The sequence below is a fragment of the Brevibacterium sp. 'Marine' genome (assembly GCF_012844365.1).
Classification (GTDB): Bacteria; Actinomycetota; Actinomycetes; order Actinomycetales; family Brevibacteriaceae; genus Brevibacterium.
Genome location: NZ_CP051626.1, coordinates 238710 through 256999 on the forward strand (window position 1 = coordinate 238710; position 18290 = coordinate 256999).

Below are 18290 nucleotides of genomic sequence, written 5' to 3' on the forward strand. Positions count from 1 at the left end.
AATTAGGCGAGGAGGCGGTCGAGTTTGTTGTAGCCCTCGACGATGCCGTGCTCCATGCCCGAGGCGACCATGCCGTCGCGGGACTCGACCGAGTCGAAGATCGAGGTCGACGTCAGCCTGGTCCGTCCGTCACCGAGGTCGGTGAGCTTGAGAATCTCGAGATTGACCGCGTCCGGGAACCCTTCGAAGGTGAAGGTCTGGACGATTCGTTCGTTCTCCCGCACCTCGTGGAACGAGCCGAAGAACGCGTATTCGCCGCGATCGTCGTTCGAGACGTAGCTCCAGTTCCCGCCGGTCGTCGCATTCCATTCGCGGATCGTGTTCGTGATCGAATCCGGTCCGCACCACTTGACGAAGAGTTCGGGGTCGATGTGGGCCCGGAACACCTTGTCCGGCGTCGCGGCGAAGTCGCGTGTGATCGAGACGGTCTGCACGCCCTCGGGGACGTCGAGCTTGAGAGTCGAATAGTCGGCTGCAGTGTCTGTGGTGGTCATGTCATGCTCCTTTGCGTGATTTTCTGTCGGTTGAGTGTGGTGCTGAGTCATCGGATCCCTTCGCCGAGGCGGCGCTCGAGTCCGAATCGTTCGTTGCCTCGTCCGCGTTCATCGCTTCGAGGACGGCGTCGAGGCGCTGGTAGCGTTCCTCTGCCTGCTGCTTGTATCTTTCGATCCATTTCGTCATCAGATCGAACACATTGTCTTCGAGGTGGACCGGTCTGCGCTGGGCGTCGCGGGTGCGGGAGACCAGTCCGGAGTCCTCGAGCACCTTGAGATGTTTCGATACGGCCTGCAGGCTCACGTCGTAGGGTTCGGCGAGTTCGTTCACCGTCGAATCCGCGACGCTGAGGCGGGCCACCATGTCCCGTCTCGTCGGGTCGGCCAGGGCGGCGAAGACCTTGGACAATTGATCGGCCATATGAGCCTCCCGTGCAGCGCGATCGAAACTGATATTCAACCTTGCGGTTGATTAGAAGCGTAGACCTAGCTGTGCACGGTAGTCAACTGTTTGGTTGAATAAAGTTCGGATACCTCGTCCGCTTCGCTTCAGGACTACCCGACGGCGGCTGAGCAACCTCGCGCCAGGTTGCTCAGCCGCCGTCGGGTAGCAAATGCGGGAGGGAGTCGCGACCCGCATGATCCGCACAAACCGCAGGTCTGCGCGCCCAACCGCGCACCGACCCACGATTTCACTATTCCGACGCCGCCGGAGCCGCGAACCTGAAGTACAGTCGAAGCGACGAGGTATACCGAACCGACAATGATGTCAGGAGTTGACCATGCCCACACTGCGACAGCAGCTGTTCCGGATCAAACCGGTTCCGCGGCAGAAGGAAGACGTCGAGACCGACCTCAAGCGCACCATCGGGCTGTTCTCGCTGACGATGGTCGGCGTCGGGTCGACGATCGGCACCGGCATCTTCTTCATCCTCTCCGAATCCGTGCCCGTGGCGGGACCGGCAGTGATCTGGTCATTCGTCATCGCCGGTCTCGTCGCTGGCCTCGCGGTCATCTGCTACGCCGAACTCGCCGGCTCCGTCCCCGTGTCCGGTTCCTCCTATTCATATGCGTACGCGACCCTCGGGGAGCTGCCGGCGATGGGTGTGGCCGCCTGCCTCCTCCTCGAATACGGCGTCGCGGGAGCTGCCGTCGCGGTCGGTTGGTCGCAGTACGTCAACCAGCTGCTGTTCAACCTCTTCGGATTCGAGATCCCGCACGCCCTGGCCTACGCTCCCGAGGAAGGCGGCATCGTCAACCTCCCAGCGATCCTGCTGCTCGCGATGTGCTGCTTCCTGTTGGTCCGCGGCACCGGCGAGTCCATCGTCGTCAACGCGATCATGGTCTGCCTCAAGGTCGGCGTCCTCATCTTCTTCATCTGCGTCGGCGTCACCGGCTGGGACTCGAACAACTTCGCTGACTTCGCGCCCTTCGGCATCTCCGGAGTCGTCGCCGGATCGGGCCTGATCTTCTTCAGCTATGTCGGCATGGACGCCGTCGCCACCGCCGGCGATGAGACGAAGAACCCGAAGAAGACGATGCCCAGAGCCCTCATCGCCGCCCTCATCATCGTCACCTCCGTCTACGTCCTCGTCGCCGTCGCCGCCCTGTCTGCCCAGCCGTGGGAGGAATTCGACGGTCAGACCGCCGGCCTGTCGGCCATTCTCGAGAACATCGTCGGCTCCCAATGGCCCGGCACGATCGTCGCTGCCGGTGCGGTGATCTCGATCTTCTCCGTCACCCTGGTCTCCATCTACGGCCAGTCCCGAATCCTGTTCACGATGGCCGGCGACGGAATGATGCCCAAGCTCTTCCGCGACGTCAATCCCCGCACGCTCACCCCGGTCAAGGGCACGATCGTCGTCACCGTCGTCATCGCGATACTCGCGGGGTTCATCCCGCTCAACTTCCTCGCCGAGATGACCTCGATCGGCACCCTCGTCGCCTTCGTCGTCGTGTCCCTGGCCGTGATCATCCTCCGCGTGCGCGAACCGAACCTCGAACGCGGCTTCAAGGTCCCGTTCTATCCCGTCCTGCCGGTGCTCTCGATCATCGGCTGCTTCTGGATCATCTCGAGCCTGCAGGTCATCACGATCGTCGTCTTCGTCATCTGGACCGCCTTTATCCTGGGCTTGTACGTCATCTTCGGCCGTAAGTCCTCGGTCCTCGGCAAACAGCTCGCCGAGGAGGGGCCCACCAATCCCGATTCCGCCGGAACGGACTCCACAGGAGGATCCAAATGAGCATTGTCGTCGGTCTTGCCCCAGGTCAGGACAACCGCGCTGCCGTCGAACTGGGGATCGTCCTCGCCCGGACCTATCGGCGCCGGATCGTCGCGACGGCTGTCGACTCCGCCGCCTTTCCGATGGCACCCGTGCACTTCGAGAGCCAGTATGAGAAGAGGTTCCGCACCGTCGCCGAGGCGGCACTCGACGAAGCGCGTGCGCTCATTCCCAGCGATATCGAGTCCGAATGCGTCCTCCACTCTGCGCGGTCGTCACGTCGCGGTCTGCTCGAGATGTGTGAGAAGACCGATGCCTATCGACTTGTCGTCGGGCCGTCGGCAGAGGGGAAGCCTGGCAAGATCGCGCTCGGGTCGGTGTCGAACGGTCTGCTGCACAGTGCACGGCTGCCGGTGGCCCTGGCTCCGGCCGGGTTCCAGGCCTCGGAGGGGGCGCGGCTGGAGCGGATCACGGCCGCGTATTCGGGGTCGTCCACCTCGGCGGATCTCATCCTCGGTGCTGCGATGGTCTCGGCGGAGTCGGACGTGCCGTTCCGCATCGCCTCGTTCGCACCGCGTTCGCGCGTGGTCGCCTCGGCGAACGTGCCCTTCGATATGGAGTCGCGCGTCATCGACGAGTGGACGAAGACCGTCCAGCGCGACACGGATAAGATCCTGTGCTCGATCGAACAGCTGCACATCAAACCTGGTGAGACGGACGTCGTCGTGGGAACGGGCGCCGATTGGGCTGCGGCCCTCGGGGCTGTCGAGTGGAAGCACCCGGAAGTGATGATGCTCGGGTCCTCCGGGCTGGGTGCGCTCAAGCGAGTCTCGCTCGGCAGCCACGCGATGCGGATCCTGCAGAACTCTCCGGTGCCGATCGTCGTCGTACCCCGTCGAGCGAAGGCCGATTACATCCGCCAGCAGACCGTGTGAAGACGCGGTGTGAAGCCCCTTGGTGCGAGGTGCGATGGAGCGAGCAAAGCGGAGTGCGAAAGAACATATCGTTCGCTGGTTACGGGGTGGGTTGAACCAGGAGACTCGGGGTTCTGGCTGTCGCGTCGACTGAGCGGAGGATCCGAGCTGGTTGCAACTAATGGCGTACTTGCCCAAGCTGGCTGAAGCTTCAAATGTGTCGGTGCAGAGCTAGTAGCATTCGAGGGATTTCGTGCCCTCTGCTTAATGTTGCTTAATGCTGGATGATCATTCTCTAATTGGAGTGCCTCACGCCGCAATGAAGCGAATTTCAATGTGCCGATCACAGCAGATACGAGCGTCACGCTTCATGCGTTCTGGACATGAGCATAGGGAGCGAACCAGTATGGCAGCAAATATTGAAGTGCTTTTGGACATCAAGACGACGTTGGGTGAAGGTCCACTTTGGGATGCTGACTCGCAGCGCCTACATTGGATCGACAGCGCCGATGGGAGAATTTTTCGTTCCACCGTTGATGGCCGCGAACTGCGGTGTTGGGAAGTCGGTGAGCCTGTTGGATCCATAGCAGCAGGTGCAGACAACACCTATTTTCTTGCTGCGTTGAAAAGTGGGCTCTATCGCATCGACATGCGAAGCGGAGCAAAAGAACTATTAGTCAATCCAGAGCCTGACCGCCCAAGGAATCGCCTGAACGACGGCAAAGTAGATCGCCAGGGGCGATTTGTATTCGGTTCGATGGACACTTTGGAAGAAGAGGCTTCCGGTAAGTTGTACTCGTATGACGTCGATGGTCAGATCTCTGTCCTCGACACAGGAATCATCTGTTCGAACGGCCCATGTTTCAGCCCGGATGGCTCAACTCTCTATTTCTCAGACACGTGGACAGGTGAGATCTGGGCCTACAGCTATGACGTGCAGACGGGAAAAGTATCTGAGCGGAGGACTTTTACGACGGTTGATACTAGTGCCGGTGGCGCCGCAGATGGTGCCACGGTCGATTCTGAAGGGTACCTTTGGCAGGCGCTGGTCTACAGCGGGAGCATTGTTCGCTATGCCCCGGATGGGCAGGTGGACCGGGTTCTCGAGATGCCAGTCCTCAAAGCGACTAGTCTCAATTTCGGCGGTCCTGATTTGGACACCTTGTTTGTCACATCGATGGCAAAACCGCCCTTGCCACGTTTCCCTGACGACAGTCAGATGAGAGGTTCGCTCTTTGCTGTGACCGGCCTCGGAGTCAATGGAATTCCCGAACCCAGGTACGGGAAGTGAGGGTCAGCAAATGAACTCAACGATCCTCAAATCTCTCGGCTCCATTCACCGGTACTCATGGGTGTCGCTCCTTGTCTGCTGGTTGATCTGGGTCATCAATGCCTACGACCGAGAGATCATCTTGCGCCTTGGGCCCTCGATCTCGAAGTCTTTTGACCTCTCTCCCGATGCATGGGGAGTCATCGCCGCACTCATAATGCTCTCATTGGCAGTTATGCCGATCCCAGGCTCTGCAATGAGCGATAAATATGGCGGTGGTGAGAAGCGCGCCAAATTCCAGGTGCCACTCGTGATCGGTATGGCAGTCCTGTCTTTCGTCTCTGGGCTCAAATTCATCAGCCACAATATTGTCTTGTTCTTTGCGCTTAGATTTGGCGTCAACCTCGGGGCAGGTTGGGGTGAACCGGTGGGGGTAAGCAATACCGCTGAGTGGTGGCCGAAGGAAAGACGCGGATTTGCTCTTGGCGCACACCACACCGGGTACCCGATCGGGTCGTTGTTGTCAGGCATAATGGCGGCGGCGGTGCTCAGCTGGTTCGGGCCTGAAGGCTGGTCGTATGCATTCTTTCTTGCCATTATCGTTGCTGTCCCGGTGATGCTCTTTTGGGCGAAGTACTCTACGCGGGACAAGATAGTCACGCTATACAAAGACTTCGATGCCAAGGGACTGACTAGGCCAGACGCAATTGAAAACCTGCAAGGCCACGCCAAGGGCCTTTTGAAAAGGACAGTGACGACTCCAGCTATCACAGTTACCGCAGTCACTACTCTGCTTACTCAGATCGTCTAGATGGGGGTGAACACCGTGCTTCCTCCCTACCTCTATAATATCGTCGGACTCTCTCTGGCTGAGTCGGCTGGGCTCAGCGTCGTGTTCGCTCTGACTGGAATCTTCGGACAAATCATCTGGCCAACTCTGTCCGACAGAATTGGTCGGAAGCCGACCATCATCATCTGCGGTGTCTGGATGGCGGTGAGCGTTGCGGCCTTGTATTTTGCAACGACGTCTCTTCTGGTAGTGATCGTCCAACTGGTCTTCGGATTGGTTGCAAATGCTGTCTGGCCCATCTATTACGCGGCAGCGTCAGACTCTGCTCCAGACGGGGGTACATCGACAGCCAACGGTGTCATTACGACTGCAATGTTCATCGGTGGAGGAATTGCCCCTGTCCTTATCGGCCGACTCGTCACGATGGGCGGCGGCTGGGAAGCATCCTCGGGGTACGTCTATTGCTTCCTGACGATGGCAGGGTTTGCGCTGTTGGGGGCACTCGTTCAGGCCTTTGTGAAACAGCCCAGTAAGTTGGGCGTTTGACCAGGCTTGCGCACCGTAGCATACGGGCGAGAGGGTAATCGGCTGTGTAGCTTTTCCTAGATCACAACCTGGATTCTTCGAATTACTTAACGTTGCTTAACATTGAGGCTCGGGCGTCCAATTGCAGTATTCGATCTGCACAGGGGCGTGGAGGGTAAAGGTGTCAACGATGCAAAAGGAGCCGCGAGATGCCGCGTCTCGCTCTCGCGTCTCCGCTGCTCAAGTGGCGCGTGCTTGCGGTGTATCGACTGCAACTGTCAGTTACGTCTTCAATGGGAAGTCCGGTGTCTCCTCAGCAGTAAGACGACAGGTCATCGACACGGCCAATGAACTCGGCTATCGGTCGCCTCTGACTTCCGCGAAGCACAATCGATCTCTGACCCGGGTGATCGGATTGATTGTCCCGTCAATGGTCAATTACATGCACATGCATTGGGCTCAGGCCATCATTGAAGCTGCCGACGAGGAAGGCTTTGACGTCTTCGTATCGACTACGGGAGATGACCCGGAACGGCTGGCACACGTCGCTTCAACTATGTCCGCACGGAACGTCGATGGTGTCATTTCGACGGGAGGAATGCGACTGGACGCTCGTTCATACGGAACATTGCACAGCGCCCGCATACCGGTCGTCAATCTCTCACGCCGGGTCGAACATGCCGACGCAAGCTTCATCGGCATCGATGACGGACTTGCGGCGAGAGAACTGATGACGCATGTCCTCGGTCACGGCGTCACCAAGATTGCAACTGTGATCGGCCCTCGATTCTCGACCGCTTCTGCAGATAGGGAGCGAGCTTTCATTGAAACTGCTTCTGAGCACGGCATCACTATCCCGGGTGCATGGAAAGTGAGCACGCGTCTGCACCGCAACGGAGGAAGAATTGCTGCGGAGGAACTCCTCGGTGATTCGAAGAATCGGCCCGAAGCTATTGTCTGCGGTTCCGACGAAGTGGCGTTGGGGATCATTGAACATTCTGTTGTCAACGGGATCAGCATTCCTGAGGAACTGGTTGTAGTCGGCAGCGACGGTCTTGCGCGTTCTCGTTCCCCGCTGATGGGGATGACGACGATTGTTCAACCGGTAGTGGAAATGGCAAAACAAGCGTTCGCAGTTCTGCTGGACCACATTGGAGACCCTGGGTCTCGGGTACGTGAGGTTATCTGCCAACACCACATCCACATAGGGACCAGCTGCGGATGCAATCCCGAAACATTCAACGCACTGAGTACACACAGGGAATGAGTCGGTCGACTGCACTGCAGACGAATCGCCCAGCCCTCGAGAGTAAGGATGATTATGTCAAAATCAGCGACACTGCGGTCGCCTGAAGTGCTCAATCGGGTGATCTTCACCCGGTTGATGCCGCTGCTCATCGCAGCCTACATTCTGGCTTTCCTGGACCGAAGCAATATCGGGATGGCTAAGGAACGGCTAGAGATCGATCTGGGGATCTCCGCCACTGCGTACGGTGTTGGAGCGGGCCTGTTCTTCCTCACTTATGCGCTATGCGAGATTCCATCGAACATGATCATGCATAAGGTCGGTGCTCGGTGGTGGATCATGCGCATCATGATCAGCTGGGGTCTGATCTCTGCCGCAATGATGTTCGTGCAGGGTGAGTGGTCGTTCTACACTCTGCGTATGCTGCTTGGGATCGCCGAAGCCGGTCTGTTTCCGGGCGTCATGTACTACCTGACCAAGTGGTTCACGGTGAAGCATAGAGCAAAAGCCAACGGTATGTTCCTCCTTGGCGTCTCTATTGCAAACATCATCGGAGCACCCATTGGGGGCATATTGCTGACGATGGATGGCTTCCTTGGCATGCACGGTTGGCAGTGGATGTTCCTCATCGAAGGAGTTCCAGCGTGCTTCTTGGCAATTCTCGTTTGGAAGTACTTACCCGATGGTCCACGGCAAGCTAAGTTCCTCAGCACCGAAGAGGCCGCATGGCTTGAAGCCACTATCGAGGAGGAAGAACAAGCCGGTGCGTCTGGGGCATCCAACTACCGACTAGTCGACATTGTGCGCGACCCGCAGATCCTACTCGTAGTCGGCGTCTATTTCGGCCATCAGCTTGCCGTCTATGCCCTCAACTTCTTTCTGCCATCGATCATCGGTAGTTGGAGTCAAATGGGCTCGGTGGAGATCGGTTTGCTGACTGCGATCCCGTGGGTGTTCTCAGCCATTGGTGCACTGCTCCTACCTCGCTTGGCAAAGACTGCGAGCATGTCGAAGAAGATCGCACTTGGTTCCATGATCGACATCATCGTCGGCTTCATCATCGGTGCGCTTGGTGGTCCGGTGGTTGGCCTCATTGGGTTCTGCCTGGCAGCGTTCAACTTTTTCGCGCTCCAGCCCATTCTCTTCACATACCCGGCGACAAGGCTCTCGGGAGTTGGGCTGGCAGCGGGACTCGCTCTCGTCAATACAGTCGGCCTCTTCGGCGGATTCCTCGGTCCTTACATTATGGGCTTCATGGAAGATCTCACAGGCTCCGGAGTCTCAGGACTGTGGCTTATCGTCGGCGTCTGCGCAATCGGAGCATTCCTGATTCCGTTCCTCAAACAGGGGCAAGAATCCGCGATTCAGCAACCCGTGCCGTCGGGAAAATGAAAGGAAAGACAGAAGAATGAACATGCTTGGGCTAGAAGGAACACGTGTCCTCATCACGGCGGGTGCGGCTGGAATCGGACGTGCGATCGCACAACGATTCGTCGACGTCGGCGCTGAGGTTTGGGTGACTGACATCGCGGAGGCCGCAGTGGAGTCAGCACGCAGGCAGGGACTTCGAGCGACCGTCTCCAACGCGGCCGATGAAAGCCAGGTCATGTCTCTGGCAGTAGAAGTCAAAGAATCATGGGAAACTCTCGATGTGCTGGTCAATAATGCAGGAATTGCAGGACCTACCGGCGCTATAGAGAACCTTGATTCGCAGGCCTGGTTGTCGACATTTGACGTCAACATCCACAGCCAGTTCTACTGCGTCAAGCACTTCCTCCCGTTACTCAGAACAAGCGAGAAAGCGTCGATTGTCAACCTGTCTTCTGCCGCCGGAAGGCTAGGAATGGCAGGACGCAGTCCTTATTCGGCATCAAAGTGGGCGGTGGTCGGGCTAACAAAGACCTTGGCTATCGAGCTTGGCAGCGAGAACATCCGGTGCAATGCAATCTGCCCTGGCGCCGTAGGTGGTCCACGAATCGAAGCAGTCATTGAGTCCAAAGCGGAAATGTTGGGCAAGAGTGTCGACGAAGTCACTGGGCTGTACACGGGCCAGTCTTCATTGAACAAACTCGCGGAAGCCCGCGATATCGGAGACATGGCTGTATTCCTGGCTTCTGACATGGCATCGCATGTCAACGGTCAGGCCATGGCCGTGGATGGAAATACTGAGAAGCTGTACTGAGACCTAAGGAAGACACAAATGGCACAGGCGCGAAAAGTCATCATCACATCGGCGGTTACGGGGGCAATCCATACGCCCACGATGTCGCCTCATCTTCCCATCTCTCAAGATGAGATCGCAGATGCGGCAATCGGAGCAGCTGAAGCTGGAGCCGCGATTCTGCACTTGCATACGCGTGACCCTAAGGACGGGCGACCATCGCAGGAGCCGGAGCACTTCGAACCAGTTCTGCAGAAGGTGTCGAGCAACACCGATGCGGTCGTCAACATCACCACCGGCGGCTCGCCGCATATGAGCGTTGAAGAGAGAATGCAGCCAGTCTCAACGTTCAAGCCGGAACTTGCCAGCCTCAACATGGGTTCGATGAACTTCGGGCTATTTCCGATGTTGGACAAGTATCCATCGTTCCAGAACGACTGGGAGCGCGAGCATCTCGAGAATTCGAGGGATCTGGTGTTCAAAAATACGTTTGCCGACATTGAGCGGATTCTGGAAATCGGAAACTCGAATGGAACTCGTTTCGAGTTCGAGTGCTATGACATTTCGCATCTATACAATCTTGCGCACTTCCAGGGAAGAGGCTTGGCGAAGGGCCCGCTCTTCGTGCAGTCAGTGTTCGGGTTGCTCGGTGGTATCGGGGGGCATCCGGAAGATCTTATGCATATGTACCGTACGGCTGATCGTCTTCTTGACGACTATCAATGGTCGATTCTTGGGGCAGGAAAGAACCAGCAGCCGCTGGCAACTATGGGTGCGACGATGGGGTCACATATCCGTGTGGGCCTTGAAGACTCACTGTGGATTGGTCCCGGCAAACTTGCTAAGTCGAACGCGGCGCAGGTGACAAAGATGCGCTCCATTGTCGAAGAATTGGGAATGGAAGTTGCGACTCCCGATGAAGCTCGAGCAATGCTCGGTCTTAAGGGCGCTGACCAGGTGGCATTCTGAAACCTGGCTATTAATGCAGTATTCGACTGAGGGCCCAGCTCGACGGTGTTGGGCCCTCTTTGCACCCTCGGTGCCGTTTGCCGGTTCAAGTAATGAATCGCGCGTATAGTCTCGTCGATGGGCGAGCAGGGATGATTGTGCGTCGGCCTACAGGAAGTTCGTCTCTCAATTGACCGACTCCAGTCTGGCGTTTGAGGTGACTCTGCTATGGGCATTGGGATTACAGGTCGTCCAATGAGGCGCGGATATGGCAGGAAATCGTGTGAGCGTGTGGGTCGGGCATTCAGCGCAGATGTCCAATACTTGAACAGTTCCAAATTAGCGCCGTTTGTCTCGCTAGCCTGGCTGCAGGTCACAACGACGTGGCCTAGAGCTAGTAGAGAGGAACCGTATGGAACTGCTGCGACTGGGACCGATCGGACACGAGATTCCGGCAGTCCGCCACGACGGAGTCTGCTTCGACCTCCGCCCGCTGACCGATGACATCGACCCGAACTTCTTTGCCGCCGACGGCATCGAACGCGTCCGAAAGGCGCTCGCCGCTGGAGAGCTTAAGCCACTCGACGGTGCCGATGAGATGCGCATCGGTGCGCCGCTGACCAGGCCTTCTGCCATCGTGTGCGTGGGCATGAACTATGCCGCGCATGCTCGTGAGGCCGGAGCCGAACCTCCCGAGCGCCCCGTCATCTTCTTCAAGATGCCCTCGACCATCGCAGGGCCCACCGACCCGATCGAACTGCCGCCGGATGCGACGAAAGCCGATTGGGAGGTCGAACTCGGAGTGGTCATCGGATCACGGACCTTCAGGGCCGCATCGGCGAGGGAAGGACTCAACCACGTCACCGGGTACGTGCTCGGCAACGACCTGTCCGAACGTCGGCTGCAGATCGAGGAGTCCGGAGGCCAGTGGTCGAAGGGGAAGAACCTGCCCGGGTTCACACCGCTCGGCCCGTGGATCCGCCCCGCCGCCGAGGTGGACCCCGGTGACCTTCGGCTGCGCAGTTGGGTCAATGGCGAAGCTCGCCAGGATTCGTCGACGAGTGACCTCATCGTCTCCGTCGGCGAGATCATCTTCCAGCTCAGCCAGGCGATGGCCTTCGAGCCGGGAGACGTGATCCTCACCGGCACCCCGCAGGGTGTCGCGCTGTCGGGCAAATACCCGTATCTGGCCGACGGGGACATCGTCGAGCTCGAGCTCGAGGGGCTGGGCCGGCACCGCCAGGTCGTGACCGTTACGGAGTGAATGCACGAAGCGGCGCACCGATGAATGGTGCGCCGCTTGCGTGTGGATCAGCGTCTCAATGGTGACGCCGGATCGGGTAGCTGCTGAGATCAGCGGTTTTCGTCGAAGCCGCCCTGCTCGCCACCGAAACCACCCTGACCCTGTTCCTGGCCGCCGAAGTCGCCTTCATCTTGACCGCCGGGCTGGCCGCCCTGTTCGCGGTCGTTGTCTTCGTCGAAGCCACCGGGCTGCTGGCCCTGCTCCTGCTGGCCGCGATCATCGCCGCCGCCGAAGCCACTGTCGGGCTGACCGCCCTGAGCCTGCTGACCCTGGCCGCCGAATCCACCCTGTTCCTGACCGCTCGGCTGGCCGTCCTGCTCGCGTTCGTCGCCGTCGAAGCCACCGGACTGCTGTCGCTGCTCCTGCGCGCCGGACTGCCCGCCCTGGCCGCGATCATCGCTGCCACTGAAGCCGCCCTGCTCCTGGCTGCCGGGCTGGCCACCCTGACCCTGACCGCCGAAGTCGCCCTGTTGCTGGTTCTGTTCCTGCTGACCCGGCTGACCCTGCTGGCCGCCCTGATCGCCGAAACCGCCCTGCTGGCCTTCGAGGCCGCCTTGCTGCTGATTGCCGAAGTCGTTCTGCCCGCTGTCGTTGTTGCCTGCGAAATCGTTCGATTCCATTTTGAACTCCTCATTCGGTGACGAATCATCGCTGTCTGCGACTCGGTTGCCAGTCTTCGGCACCCAGAGCCCGGCTGACAACGGGGGTTGAACGATGTTGCACGATGTTCGCTCACCCCACAACTGCCATTCACACGACGAAGCGGATTCCCGCCATTCTCAAGGTTTCGTGTGATGCATTGAAATCCGGCCTAACGGTCAGCTCAGCACTTGGTACGCGGGCGCGGAGCCGCCTCGGCGAGGTGGGCCCGGGACCATCTGAAGATGCGGATATCCGGGAATGTGGCCCCCGTACCTGGCACCATGGGAGAACCGAACCACGCACAACTAGGAGCATCGTCATGAGCACGCACCGACTTCCCCTTTCCGGTGTGCGAGTCCTCGAACTCGGCAACTACATCGCGGCACCCACCGCCGGGCGGATGCTCGCGGACTTCGGCGCCGAGGTGATCAAGGTCGAACGCCCCGGCACCGGCGACGAACTGCGCAACTGGCGACTCAAGGCCGGGACCACCTCGATGCTCTACCGCACGATCAATCGCAACAAGAAGTCCGTCGTCCTCGACCTGCGCAGCGACGAGGGACGCGAGGCCGTGCTCGAACTCGTCCGCCGCAGCGACATCCTGCTCGAGAACTTCCGCCCGGGCACCCTCGAGAAGTGGGGACTCGGCCCCGACGTCCTCGAAGAGGCCAACCCCGACCTCGTGTTCGTGCGGATCTCCGCGTTCGGCCAGACCGGCCCGATGTCGTCGCGACCCGGATTCGCAGCCGTCGCCGAAGGATACTCGGGCTTCCGCGAACTCGTCGGCGACCCCGATCGCCCGCCGGTGCGCGTGGGCATCTCGATCGGGGATTCGATCGCCGGGATGCAGGCGGCGTTCGGTGCCGTGATGATGCTCTTCGACCGACAGCGGCAGAAGATCGCCGGAGCCGCCGAGGCGGTCGTCGGATCCGCGCACGGCTTCGAAGGCAAGGGCTCACTGTCGGAGCGGACCGTCGACGTCGCGCTCAACGAGGCGATGTTCTCCATGATGGAATCCCTCGTCCCCGACTACTCCGCGTTCGGCGAGGTCCGCACCCGCACCGGCGGTCGGATGGAGGGCATCGCACCCTCGAACGGCTACCTCTGCGCCGGTGGGAAATCCGTGGTCATCGCCGGCAACGGGGACGGAATCTTCGGCCGACTGATGACGGCCATCGACCGTCCCGACCTCGCCGCGGATGCCGACCTGCAGACGAACGCCGGCCGTTGGCAGCGACGCGACGAACTCGACGAAGCGATCGGGGCATGGTGCGCGCAGCGTTCGGTCGAGGACGTCGTCGAGGCGCTCGAAGACGTGGGCGTTCCGGCCGGGCCCATCTACACCGCCGAGGACCTCGTCGCTGACGAGCAGCTCAACGCCCGCGGAATGATCCAGAACCATGACGTGTCCACCGGCGAAGAAGTCCTCGAAGACATCGCCTTCCCCGGCATCACCCCTGTCATCGGCGGAGAATCGATCCCCATCGATCACCTCGGGCCGGATCTGGGCGAACACACCGACGAAGTGCTGTCATGGCTGGGGCTGGGCGGTGGCGAGGACTGAAGAGGGAGTCCGGCTCGGACTGAATTCCCGTCTGTGTTATCGGAGATGGGCTGTCCGAGCTTTCCGCAATTGGTCGGCCCACCGTCGGGCGTGGTTCACAACTGCGGCGCCAAAGGATTGACCTGCAGTTCTGATATTCTTGCCGCAGCCCGAGTAACAGCTGTCACCAAACGTGAACGTCGCTGTTGGTCGGCCAGATAGGCAGGACTGCAGCTCACCGAAACCGCTGCGACACACTTGTTTGAGCGGGCGAATATGGGAGCACCTACTGCCGCTACACCATAGGTGTTGTCTTCCGAGCTGGTCGAGATTCCGCTTGCTTGGATGCGGCTGATGAGGATATCGATCTCCTTTTCGGTCACGGGCGTGTTGTCCGTGAACCTTTCGACTTTCCCCAGGTGCAACTCCGACTTCTTCCAACGCTCAATGAAATCAGGGCCGCTGAACGCTAGAAGCGCTCTCGCGCCTGCACCGGCGTGGAGTGGCAAAGACCCGCCTATTCTCAGTCCTTGGCCCTCCACTCTTCGTCCATCGAAACGCTCGACGCAAACCGAGCGAAATCCTCGGACGACGTGAAGATAGACGGTCATCTCGGTATTGTCCCGCAACGACAGCAAGACAGGCATGGCCACCTTGCGGTTGACCTCCTGGTCCATCGCCGATCTGCTCAGATGAAGCAGACCCAAACCAACGGCATAGTGACCGCGTTTGGAAGGCTCTTCGACCCAGCCCAGGCTGCGCAGACTCGCAAGCATCCGGTAGATGGTTGATCGCGGAATATTGGTGGCATCCGAAAGTTCCGCAACTGTCTGAGCCCCTCGAAACGCCATCACCTCAAGAAGCTGACTCGTTTTGGTCAGGACGGCAACGTGGTCGTCTGCCATTTGGTCTCCAGTCGGTCGATTCGGATCCTCTATTTCTACTCTGTGGCTCGACTTTTATCAATGTACGGGAACTTTCGGCATCGTGCAGCCAGTCGCTTGTGTCGCACGCAACACTTGATCCAGTCCCGAAGAGCGGCCGATGGGCGGTCGCGTTCTTCACGCCATTGGCGACAACTGAACTGCATACACGGCACCGTGGCCGTATAGGAGGAGGGGCCCTTGAAACATCAGTACGAGATGCGAGAGCCAGCAGCAATAATGTTCGTGAACCGCTGCAGGAATGAACTGTCCGCCTTGGCTTTGTCCAAACTTTCACTTGACACCGTCGTCGAGCTTCGACCTGCCTGAAGGAATACCACCATGACCGATATTCAAGATCAGACCGACAACAGAGCGACCGACGCTGGCGGTTCACTCAATACAAAGGATATGCGCCGCATTCTTGCGTCTTCCTTCCTCGGAAGCGTCATCGAATACTACGATTTCCTTCTCTACACCGCGGCTGCATCAATCGTCTTCAGTAAAGTCTTCTTCACCGACCTGCCTCCGGGCTTTGGTCTCTTCCTCTCATTCACCACCCTGGCGGTCGGCTATCTGGCTCGGCCGCTCGGCGGCATCATCTTCGGGCATTTCGGTGACCTCGTCGGTCGTAAGAAGATGCTTGTCATCTCGATGGTGATCATGGGTATCTCCACTGTCGGAATCGGACTGTTGCCCGCCACCGCCCAGATCGGACTTGCTGCTCCCATCGGGCTGGGCATATTGCGAATCATCCAAGGAGTAGCGTTGGGCGGCGAGTGGGGCGGCGCAGCTTTGATGGCGCTCGAACATGCTCCGGCTTCCAAACGCGGATTCGCGGCAAGCTTCGCCAATGCCGGTGGTCCAGCAGGCGCAATCTTGGGCACGCTTGTCCTTTCTCTCTTCGCCGCCGTCTCTGGCGACCAGTTCCTTGAGTGGGGCTGGCGGGTACCCTTCCTGCTCTCAGCCGTCCTCATCCTGGTCGGACTGGTAGTGCGTCTCAAGGTATCTGAGACACCATCGTTCCAACGCTTGGAGATGGAAGGCGAACAACGGAAAGTCCCGCTCGTCGATGTTTTCCGTTACAGCAAGAAAGCGGTGCTGCTCGGCACCGGCACCGCAGTCGCATTCCTCATGTGTGGTGCTGTGACCACAGTCTGGGGCGTCGCGTCGGCTGTCGAAGCCGGGGTGGACACCAATGTCGTGCTCAACCTCAAAGCGACTTCTGCCTTCATCTCCGTCTTTGTGGTTTTCGCGTCCGCTCGCCTTTCCGACCGGATCGGACGTCGTCGAATGCTGACGATCGGCATGGTGCTCGGGGTGGTCCTCGCCTATCCGGTGGTCCTGATGCTGACGAGCGGGACGGCTGTCGGGTTCGCGGCCGGGATGTTTCTGGGCAACGGTCTCGTCCAAGGCATTCTTACGGGTCCGATTGCAGCATTCATTTCGGAACAGTTCCCCGCTCGCAACCGATACACCGGCGGATCGGTGGCTTACCAGTCTGCGTCTGTCATCGGTGCAGGGTTCGGGCCGGCAGCGATCACAGGAGTCATCCTGATCGATGGTGGCGCAGTATGGCCTGTTGCAGTCCTCTGGATTGCTGTGTTCCTGATTTCGTTCGCCTGCTTGCGTGCGGCACCAGAAGGCACCCAGCGCATGATCGACTGACAGCTGTCCTTCTCGGCGGCAGCTGCCTCGGCGGTGATCGATTTCGGGCAAGCGACCGAGCCCTAAGAACTCGGCCAAGCCGCGACCGAATAGAGTTCTCGATTTTTAGCTCTTCGTTCCGAGGCTCGGCAACTGCAGTCAGACGAAGTGCTGGTAAGCCGTTCCAGACGGATCGCCGGTGTTGAAGCGTTGAAGTGAACTACACAATGCGAAGACTTCATAACCATATGAGGACAGGTCTGCACCGCGAAGTGATCTCAGACCCAAGGGCACTTCGACCATCCATGAACCGGAAGGAGAGAGGCTGACGATGACTGAAGCGAATGATTCACTCTGCACGTTTGCATGAACCAGTGGGAGTTCTTGGTATGAATAGCTCAGACAGAGATGTCGACGTTGTCAAAGTCCGCAGCTGCTGTGCCCCCAACTCGGGAGGTGCGTCGGAGCGTTTAGAACACCCTGCGCGTCGTTCCTCGAAACTAGTGCCGCGGACACTCGGAAGCGGGAGGGCAACAGGCCGAGCCTCAGATTTCGTCAGGCTCGGAGGAGTCTTTGACATGGGTGACCCATTTGGAGACGGGGAACCGGCGGACGGGGAGCGTCCACGGCATCGTGTGCGGCTGTCGGATTTTGAAATCTCATCGACCGTTGTGACCAATGCTCAGTTCGCGCAATTCGTCGCTGTGACCGGATACCAGACCACTGCGGAGGAATTGGGGACATCCGCAGTGTTCTGGAAACTCATGGCAGGGGTGCAGGAACCCGAGCGGCATGTCGTCGGACGAGCCCCATCGATTCCTTGGTGGCTGGAGGTGGAAGGCGCAAGCTGGTGGGCGCCGGAAGGACCAGGATCTGGAATCGAGGATCGTATGAATCACCCCGTCGTGCATGTCACTTGGGATGACGCGCAGCAGTATTGTGTCTGGGCCGACGCTCGACTTCCCCGCGAGGCGGAATGGGAATTCGCCGCTCGAGGCGGATACAGAGGGCGTCGCTACCCCTGGGGAAACGACCTTCTTCAGGACGGTAGTTGGAACTGCAATATTTGGCAGGGCATCTTCCCGACCGACAACAGTGCCGAGGACGGTTTTGCTGGGACTGCGCCTGCACGCCACTATGCTCCGAACGATTACGGAATGTACAACATGGTCGGCAACGTATGGGAATGGTGTGCCGACTACTTCTCGGAGGAGTACTACTCGCGCTCTCCATACGAGGATCCGTTGGGTCCAACTGTTGGCGACAGAAGAGTGCTGAGGGGCGGATCATTCCTCTGCCATGACTCCTACTGCAATCGGTACCGAGTTGCTGCTCGATCTTCGAACACCCGAGATTCGTCTGCGTCGAATATTGGTTTCCGAGTTGCCAGATCTGTTGCGGACACTCGAAGTTGATGCCGATGAGTGTGGGACATGGTGCCGGATCTGCGTCTCTGCCCGGACGCACGCTGGCAGGCCAGTCGACCGGCAACCGGACAACACTGGAATGGCGGTCGACAACAAAGCCGCACGGAGCCTCGCCGATGCCGCCATTGTCGACAGGGCATGCATCGTCTCGTCGGGGATCCCGCGTTTTCTCACTCTGCAGAAAGTTTCGGTGCTTCGTGGCAGTGCTAGCGGATCCTGTAAGAGGCTATTGGCT

Annotated in this window: 17 protein-coding genes; 14 read left to right on the top strand and 3 right to left on the bottom strand. The window is 59.2% G+C overall.

From position 1 onward, the window contains the following. Positions 1–2: 2 nt before the first annotated feature. Positions 3–494, bottom strand: coding sequence for an SRPBCC family protein (locus HF684_RS01070; protein WP_169250955.1), 492 nt, complete (start codon positions 492–494; stop codon positions 3–5). 1 nt (position 495) lies between these two features. Continuing rightward, complete coding sequence (locus tag HF684_RS01075; protein ID WP_169250956.1) at positions 496–915, bottom strand: metalloregulator ArsR/SmtB family transcription factor; 420 nt, start codon at positions 913–915, stop codon at positions 496–498. Between the two features lie 361 nt (positions 916–1276). Here HF684_RS01075 and HF684_RS01080 point away from each other — a divergent pair, with 361 nt between their 5' ends. The 12 genes from HF684_RS01080 to HF684_RS01130 all read left to right on the top strand — a co-directional run bounded on the left by HF684_RS01080 (position 1277) and on the right by HF684_RS01130 (position 14079). After that, positions 1277–2737, top strand: a complete 1461-nt coding sequence (locus HF684_RS01080; protein WP_169250957.1) for an amino acid permease — start codon at positions 1277–1279, stop codon at positions 2735–2737. Then, the gene (locus HF684_RS01085; protein WP_169250958.1) at positions 2734–3651 is read left to right on the top strand and encodes a universal stress protein; all 918 of its coding nucleotides are present in this window, start codon (positions 2734–2736) and stop codon (positions 3649–3651) included. The genes HF684_RS01080 and HF684_RS01085 overlap by 4 nt, the downstream gene beginning before the upstream one ends. 385 nt (positions 3652–4036) lie before the next feature. Beyond that, positions 4037–4921: an SMP-30/gluconolactonase/LRE family protein gene (locus tag HF684_RS01090; protein ID WP_169250959.1), complete on the top strand. Its 885-nt coding sequence runs from the start codon at positions 4037–4039 to the stop codon at positions 4919–4921. Positions 4922–4931: 10 nt separating this feature from the next. Further along, positions 4932–5711: an MFS transporter gene (locus HF684_RS18635; RefSeq protein WP_211168038.1), complete on the top strand. Its 780-nt coding sequence runs from the start codon at positions 4932–4934 to the stop codon at positions 5709–5711. Then, the gene (locus HF684_RS18640) at positions 5712–6236 is read left to right on the top strand and encodes an MFS transporter (protein ID WP_211168039.1); all 525 of its coding nucleotides are present in this window, start codon (positions 5712–5714) and stop codon (positions 6234–6236) included. A gap of 169 nt (positions 6237–6405) precedes the next feature. Continuing rightward, positions 6406–7482 carry a LacI family DNA-binding transcriptional regulator gene (locus HF684_RS01100; protein WP_169250960.1) on the top strand — a complete coding sequence of 359 codons (1077 nt, stop codon included), beginning with the start codon at positions 6406–6408 and terminating at the stop codon, positions 7480–7482. A 54-nt stretch (positions 7483–7536) separates the two neighbouring features. Next, entirely contained in the window at positions 7537–8853 is a 1317-nt protein-coding gene (locus HF684_RS01105) for an MFS transporter (RefSeq protein ID WP_169250961.1), read from the top strand. A gap of 16 nt (positions 8854–8869) precedes the next feature. Then, positions 8870–9643 carry an SDR family oxidoreductase gene (locus tag HF684_RS01110; protein ID WP_169250962.1) on the top strand — a complete coding sequence of 258 codons (774 nt, stop codon included), beginning with the start codon at positions 8870–8872 and terminating at the stop codon, positions 9641–9643. An 18-nt stretch (positions 9644–9661) separates the two neighbouring features. Beyond that, positions 9662–10591 (top strand): 3-keto-5-aminohexanoate cleavage protein, encoded by a 930-nt coding sequence (locus tag HF684_RS01115; RefSeq protein WP_025777450.1) that lies wholly within the window; start codon positions 9662–9664, stop codon positions 10589–10591. Positions 10592–10982: 391 nt separating this feature from the next. Beyond that, positions 10983–11834 carry a fumarylacetoacetate hydrolase family protein gene (locus tag HF684_RS01120; protein ID WP_169250963.1) on the top strand — a complete coding sequence of 284 codons (852 nt, stop codon included), beginning with the start codon at positions 10983–10985 and terminating at the stop codon, positions 11832–11834. 170 nt (positions 11835–12004) lie between these two features. Next, positions 12005–12514 (top strand): hypothetical protein, encoded by a 510-nt coding sequence (locus HF684_RS01125; protein ID WP_169250964.1) that lies wholly within the window; start codon positions 12005–12007, stop codon positions 12512–12514. Between the two features lie 320 nt (positions 12515–12834). Next, positions 12835–14079: a CoA transferase gene (locus HF684_RS01130; protein WP_169250965.1), complete on the top strand. Its 1245-nt coding sequence runs from the start codon at positions 12835–12837 to the stop codon at positions 14077–14079. Positions 14080–14174: 95 nt separating this feature from the next. On the opposite strand, the gene HF684_RS01135 is transcribed toward HF684_RS01130, so the two are convergent. Then, positions 14175–14963 (bottom strand): IclR family transcriptional regulator, encoded by a 789-nt coding sequence (locus tag HF684_RS01135; protein ID WP_169250966.1) that lies wholly within the window; start codon positions 14961–14963, stop codon positions 14175–14177. 360 nt (positions 14964–15323) lie between these two features. Here HF684_RS01135 and HF684_RS01140 point away from each other — a divergent pair, with 360 nt between their 5' ends. Then, positions 15324–16649 carry an MFS transporter gene (locus HF684_RS01140; protein WP_169250967.1) on the top strand — a complete coding sequence of 442 codons (1326 nt, stop codon included), beginning with the start codon at positions 15324–15326 and terminating at the stop codon, positions 16647–16649. A 368-nt stretch (positions 16650–17017) separates the two neighbouring features. Next, positions 17018–18043, top strand: a complete 1026-nt coding sequence (locus HF684_RS01145; protein WP_169250968.1) for a formylglycine-generating enzyme family protein — start codon at positions 17018–17020, stop codon at positions 18041–18043. Positions 18044–18290: the final 247 nt, after the last annotated feature.

Bases quoted from the DNA above. Each gene is read 5' to 3' on its own strand.
- HF684_RS01070 (WP_169250955.1), bottom strand. From the start codon at position 494: ATGACCACCACAGACACTGCAGCCGACTATTCGACTCTCAAGCTCGAC.
- HF684_RS01110 (WP_169250962.1), top strand. From the start codon at position 8,870: ATGAACATGCTTGGGCTAGAAGGAACACGTGTCCTCATCACGGCGGGT.
- HF684_RS01100 (WP_169250960.1), top strand. From the start codon at position 6,406: ATGCAAAAGGAGCCGCGAGATGCCGCGTCTCGCTCTCGCGTCTCCGCT.
- HF684_RS01140 (WP_169250967.1), top strand. From the start codon at position 15,324: ATGACCGATATTCAAGATCAGACCGACAACAGAGCGACCGACGCTGGC.
- HF684_RS01120 (WP_169250963.1), top strand. From the start codon at position 10,983: ATGGAACTGCTGCGACTGGGACCGATCGGACACGAGATTCCGGCAGTC.
- HF684_RS01135 (WP_169250966.1), bottom strand. From the start codon at position 14,963: ATGGCAGACGACCACGTTGCCGTCCTGACCAAAACGAGTCAGCTTCTT.
- HF684_RS01080 (WP_169250957.1), top strand. From the start codon at position 1,277: ATGCCCACACTGCGACAGCAGCTGTTCCGGATCAAACCGGTTCCGCGG.
- HF684_RS01145 (WP_169250968.1), top strand. From the start codon at position 17,018: ATGAATAGCTCAGACAGAGATGTCGACGTTGTCAAAGTCCGCAGCTGC.
- HF684_RS01075 (WP_169250956.1), bottom strand. From the start codon at position 915: ATGGCCGATCAATTGTCCAAGGTCTTCGCCGCCCTGGCCGACCCGACG.
- HF684_RS18635 (WP_211168038.1), top strand. From the start codon at position 4,932: ATGAACTCAACGATCCTCAAATCTCTCGGCTCCATTCACCGGTACTCA.
- HF684_RS01130 (WP_169250965.1), top strand. From the start codon at position 12,835: ATGAGCACGCACCGACTTCCCCTTTCCGGTGTGCGAGTCCTCGAACTC.
- HF684_RS01115 (WP_025777450.1), top strand. From the start codon at position 9,662: ATGGCACAGGCGCGAAAAGTCATCATCACATCGGCGGTTACGGGGGCA.
- HF684_RS01090 (WP_169250959.1), top strand. From the start codon at position 4,037: ATGGCAGCAAATATTGAAGTGCTTTTGGACATCAAGACGACGTTGGGT.
- HF684_RS18640 (WP_211168039.1), top strand. From the start codon at position 5,712: ATGGGGGTGAACACCGTGCTTCCTCCCTACCTCTATAATATCGTCGGA.
- HF684_RS01085 (WP_169250958.1), top strand. From the start codon at position 2,734: ATGAGCATTGTCGTCGGTCTTGCCCCAGGTCAGGACAACCGCGCTGCC.
- HF684_RS01105 (WP_169250961.1), top strand. From the start codon at position 7,537: ATGTCAAAATCAGCGACACTGCGGTCGCCTGAAGTGCTCAATCGGGTG.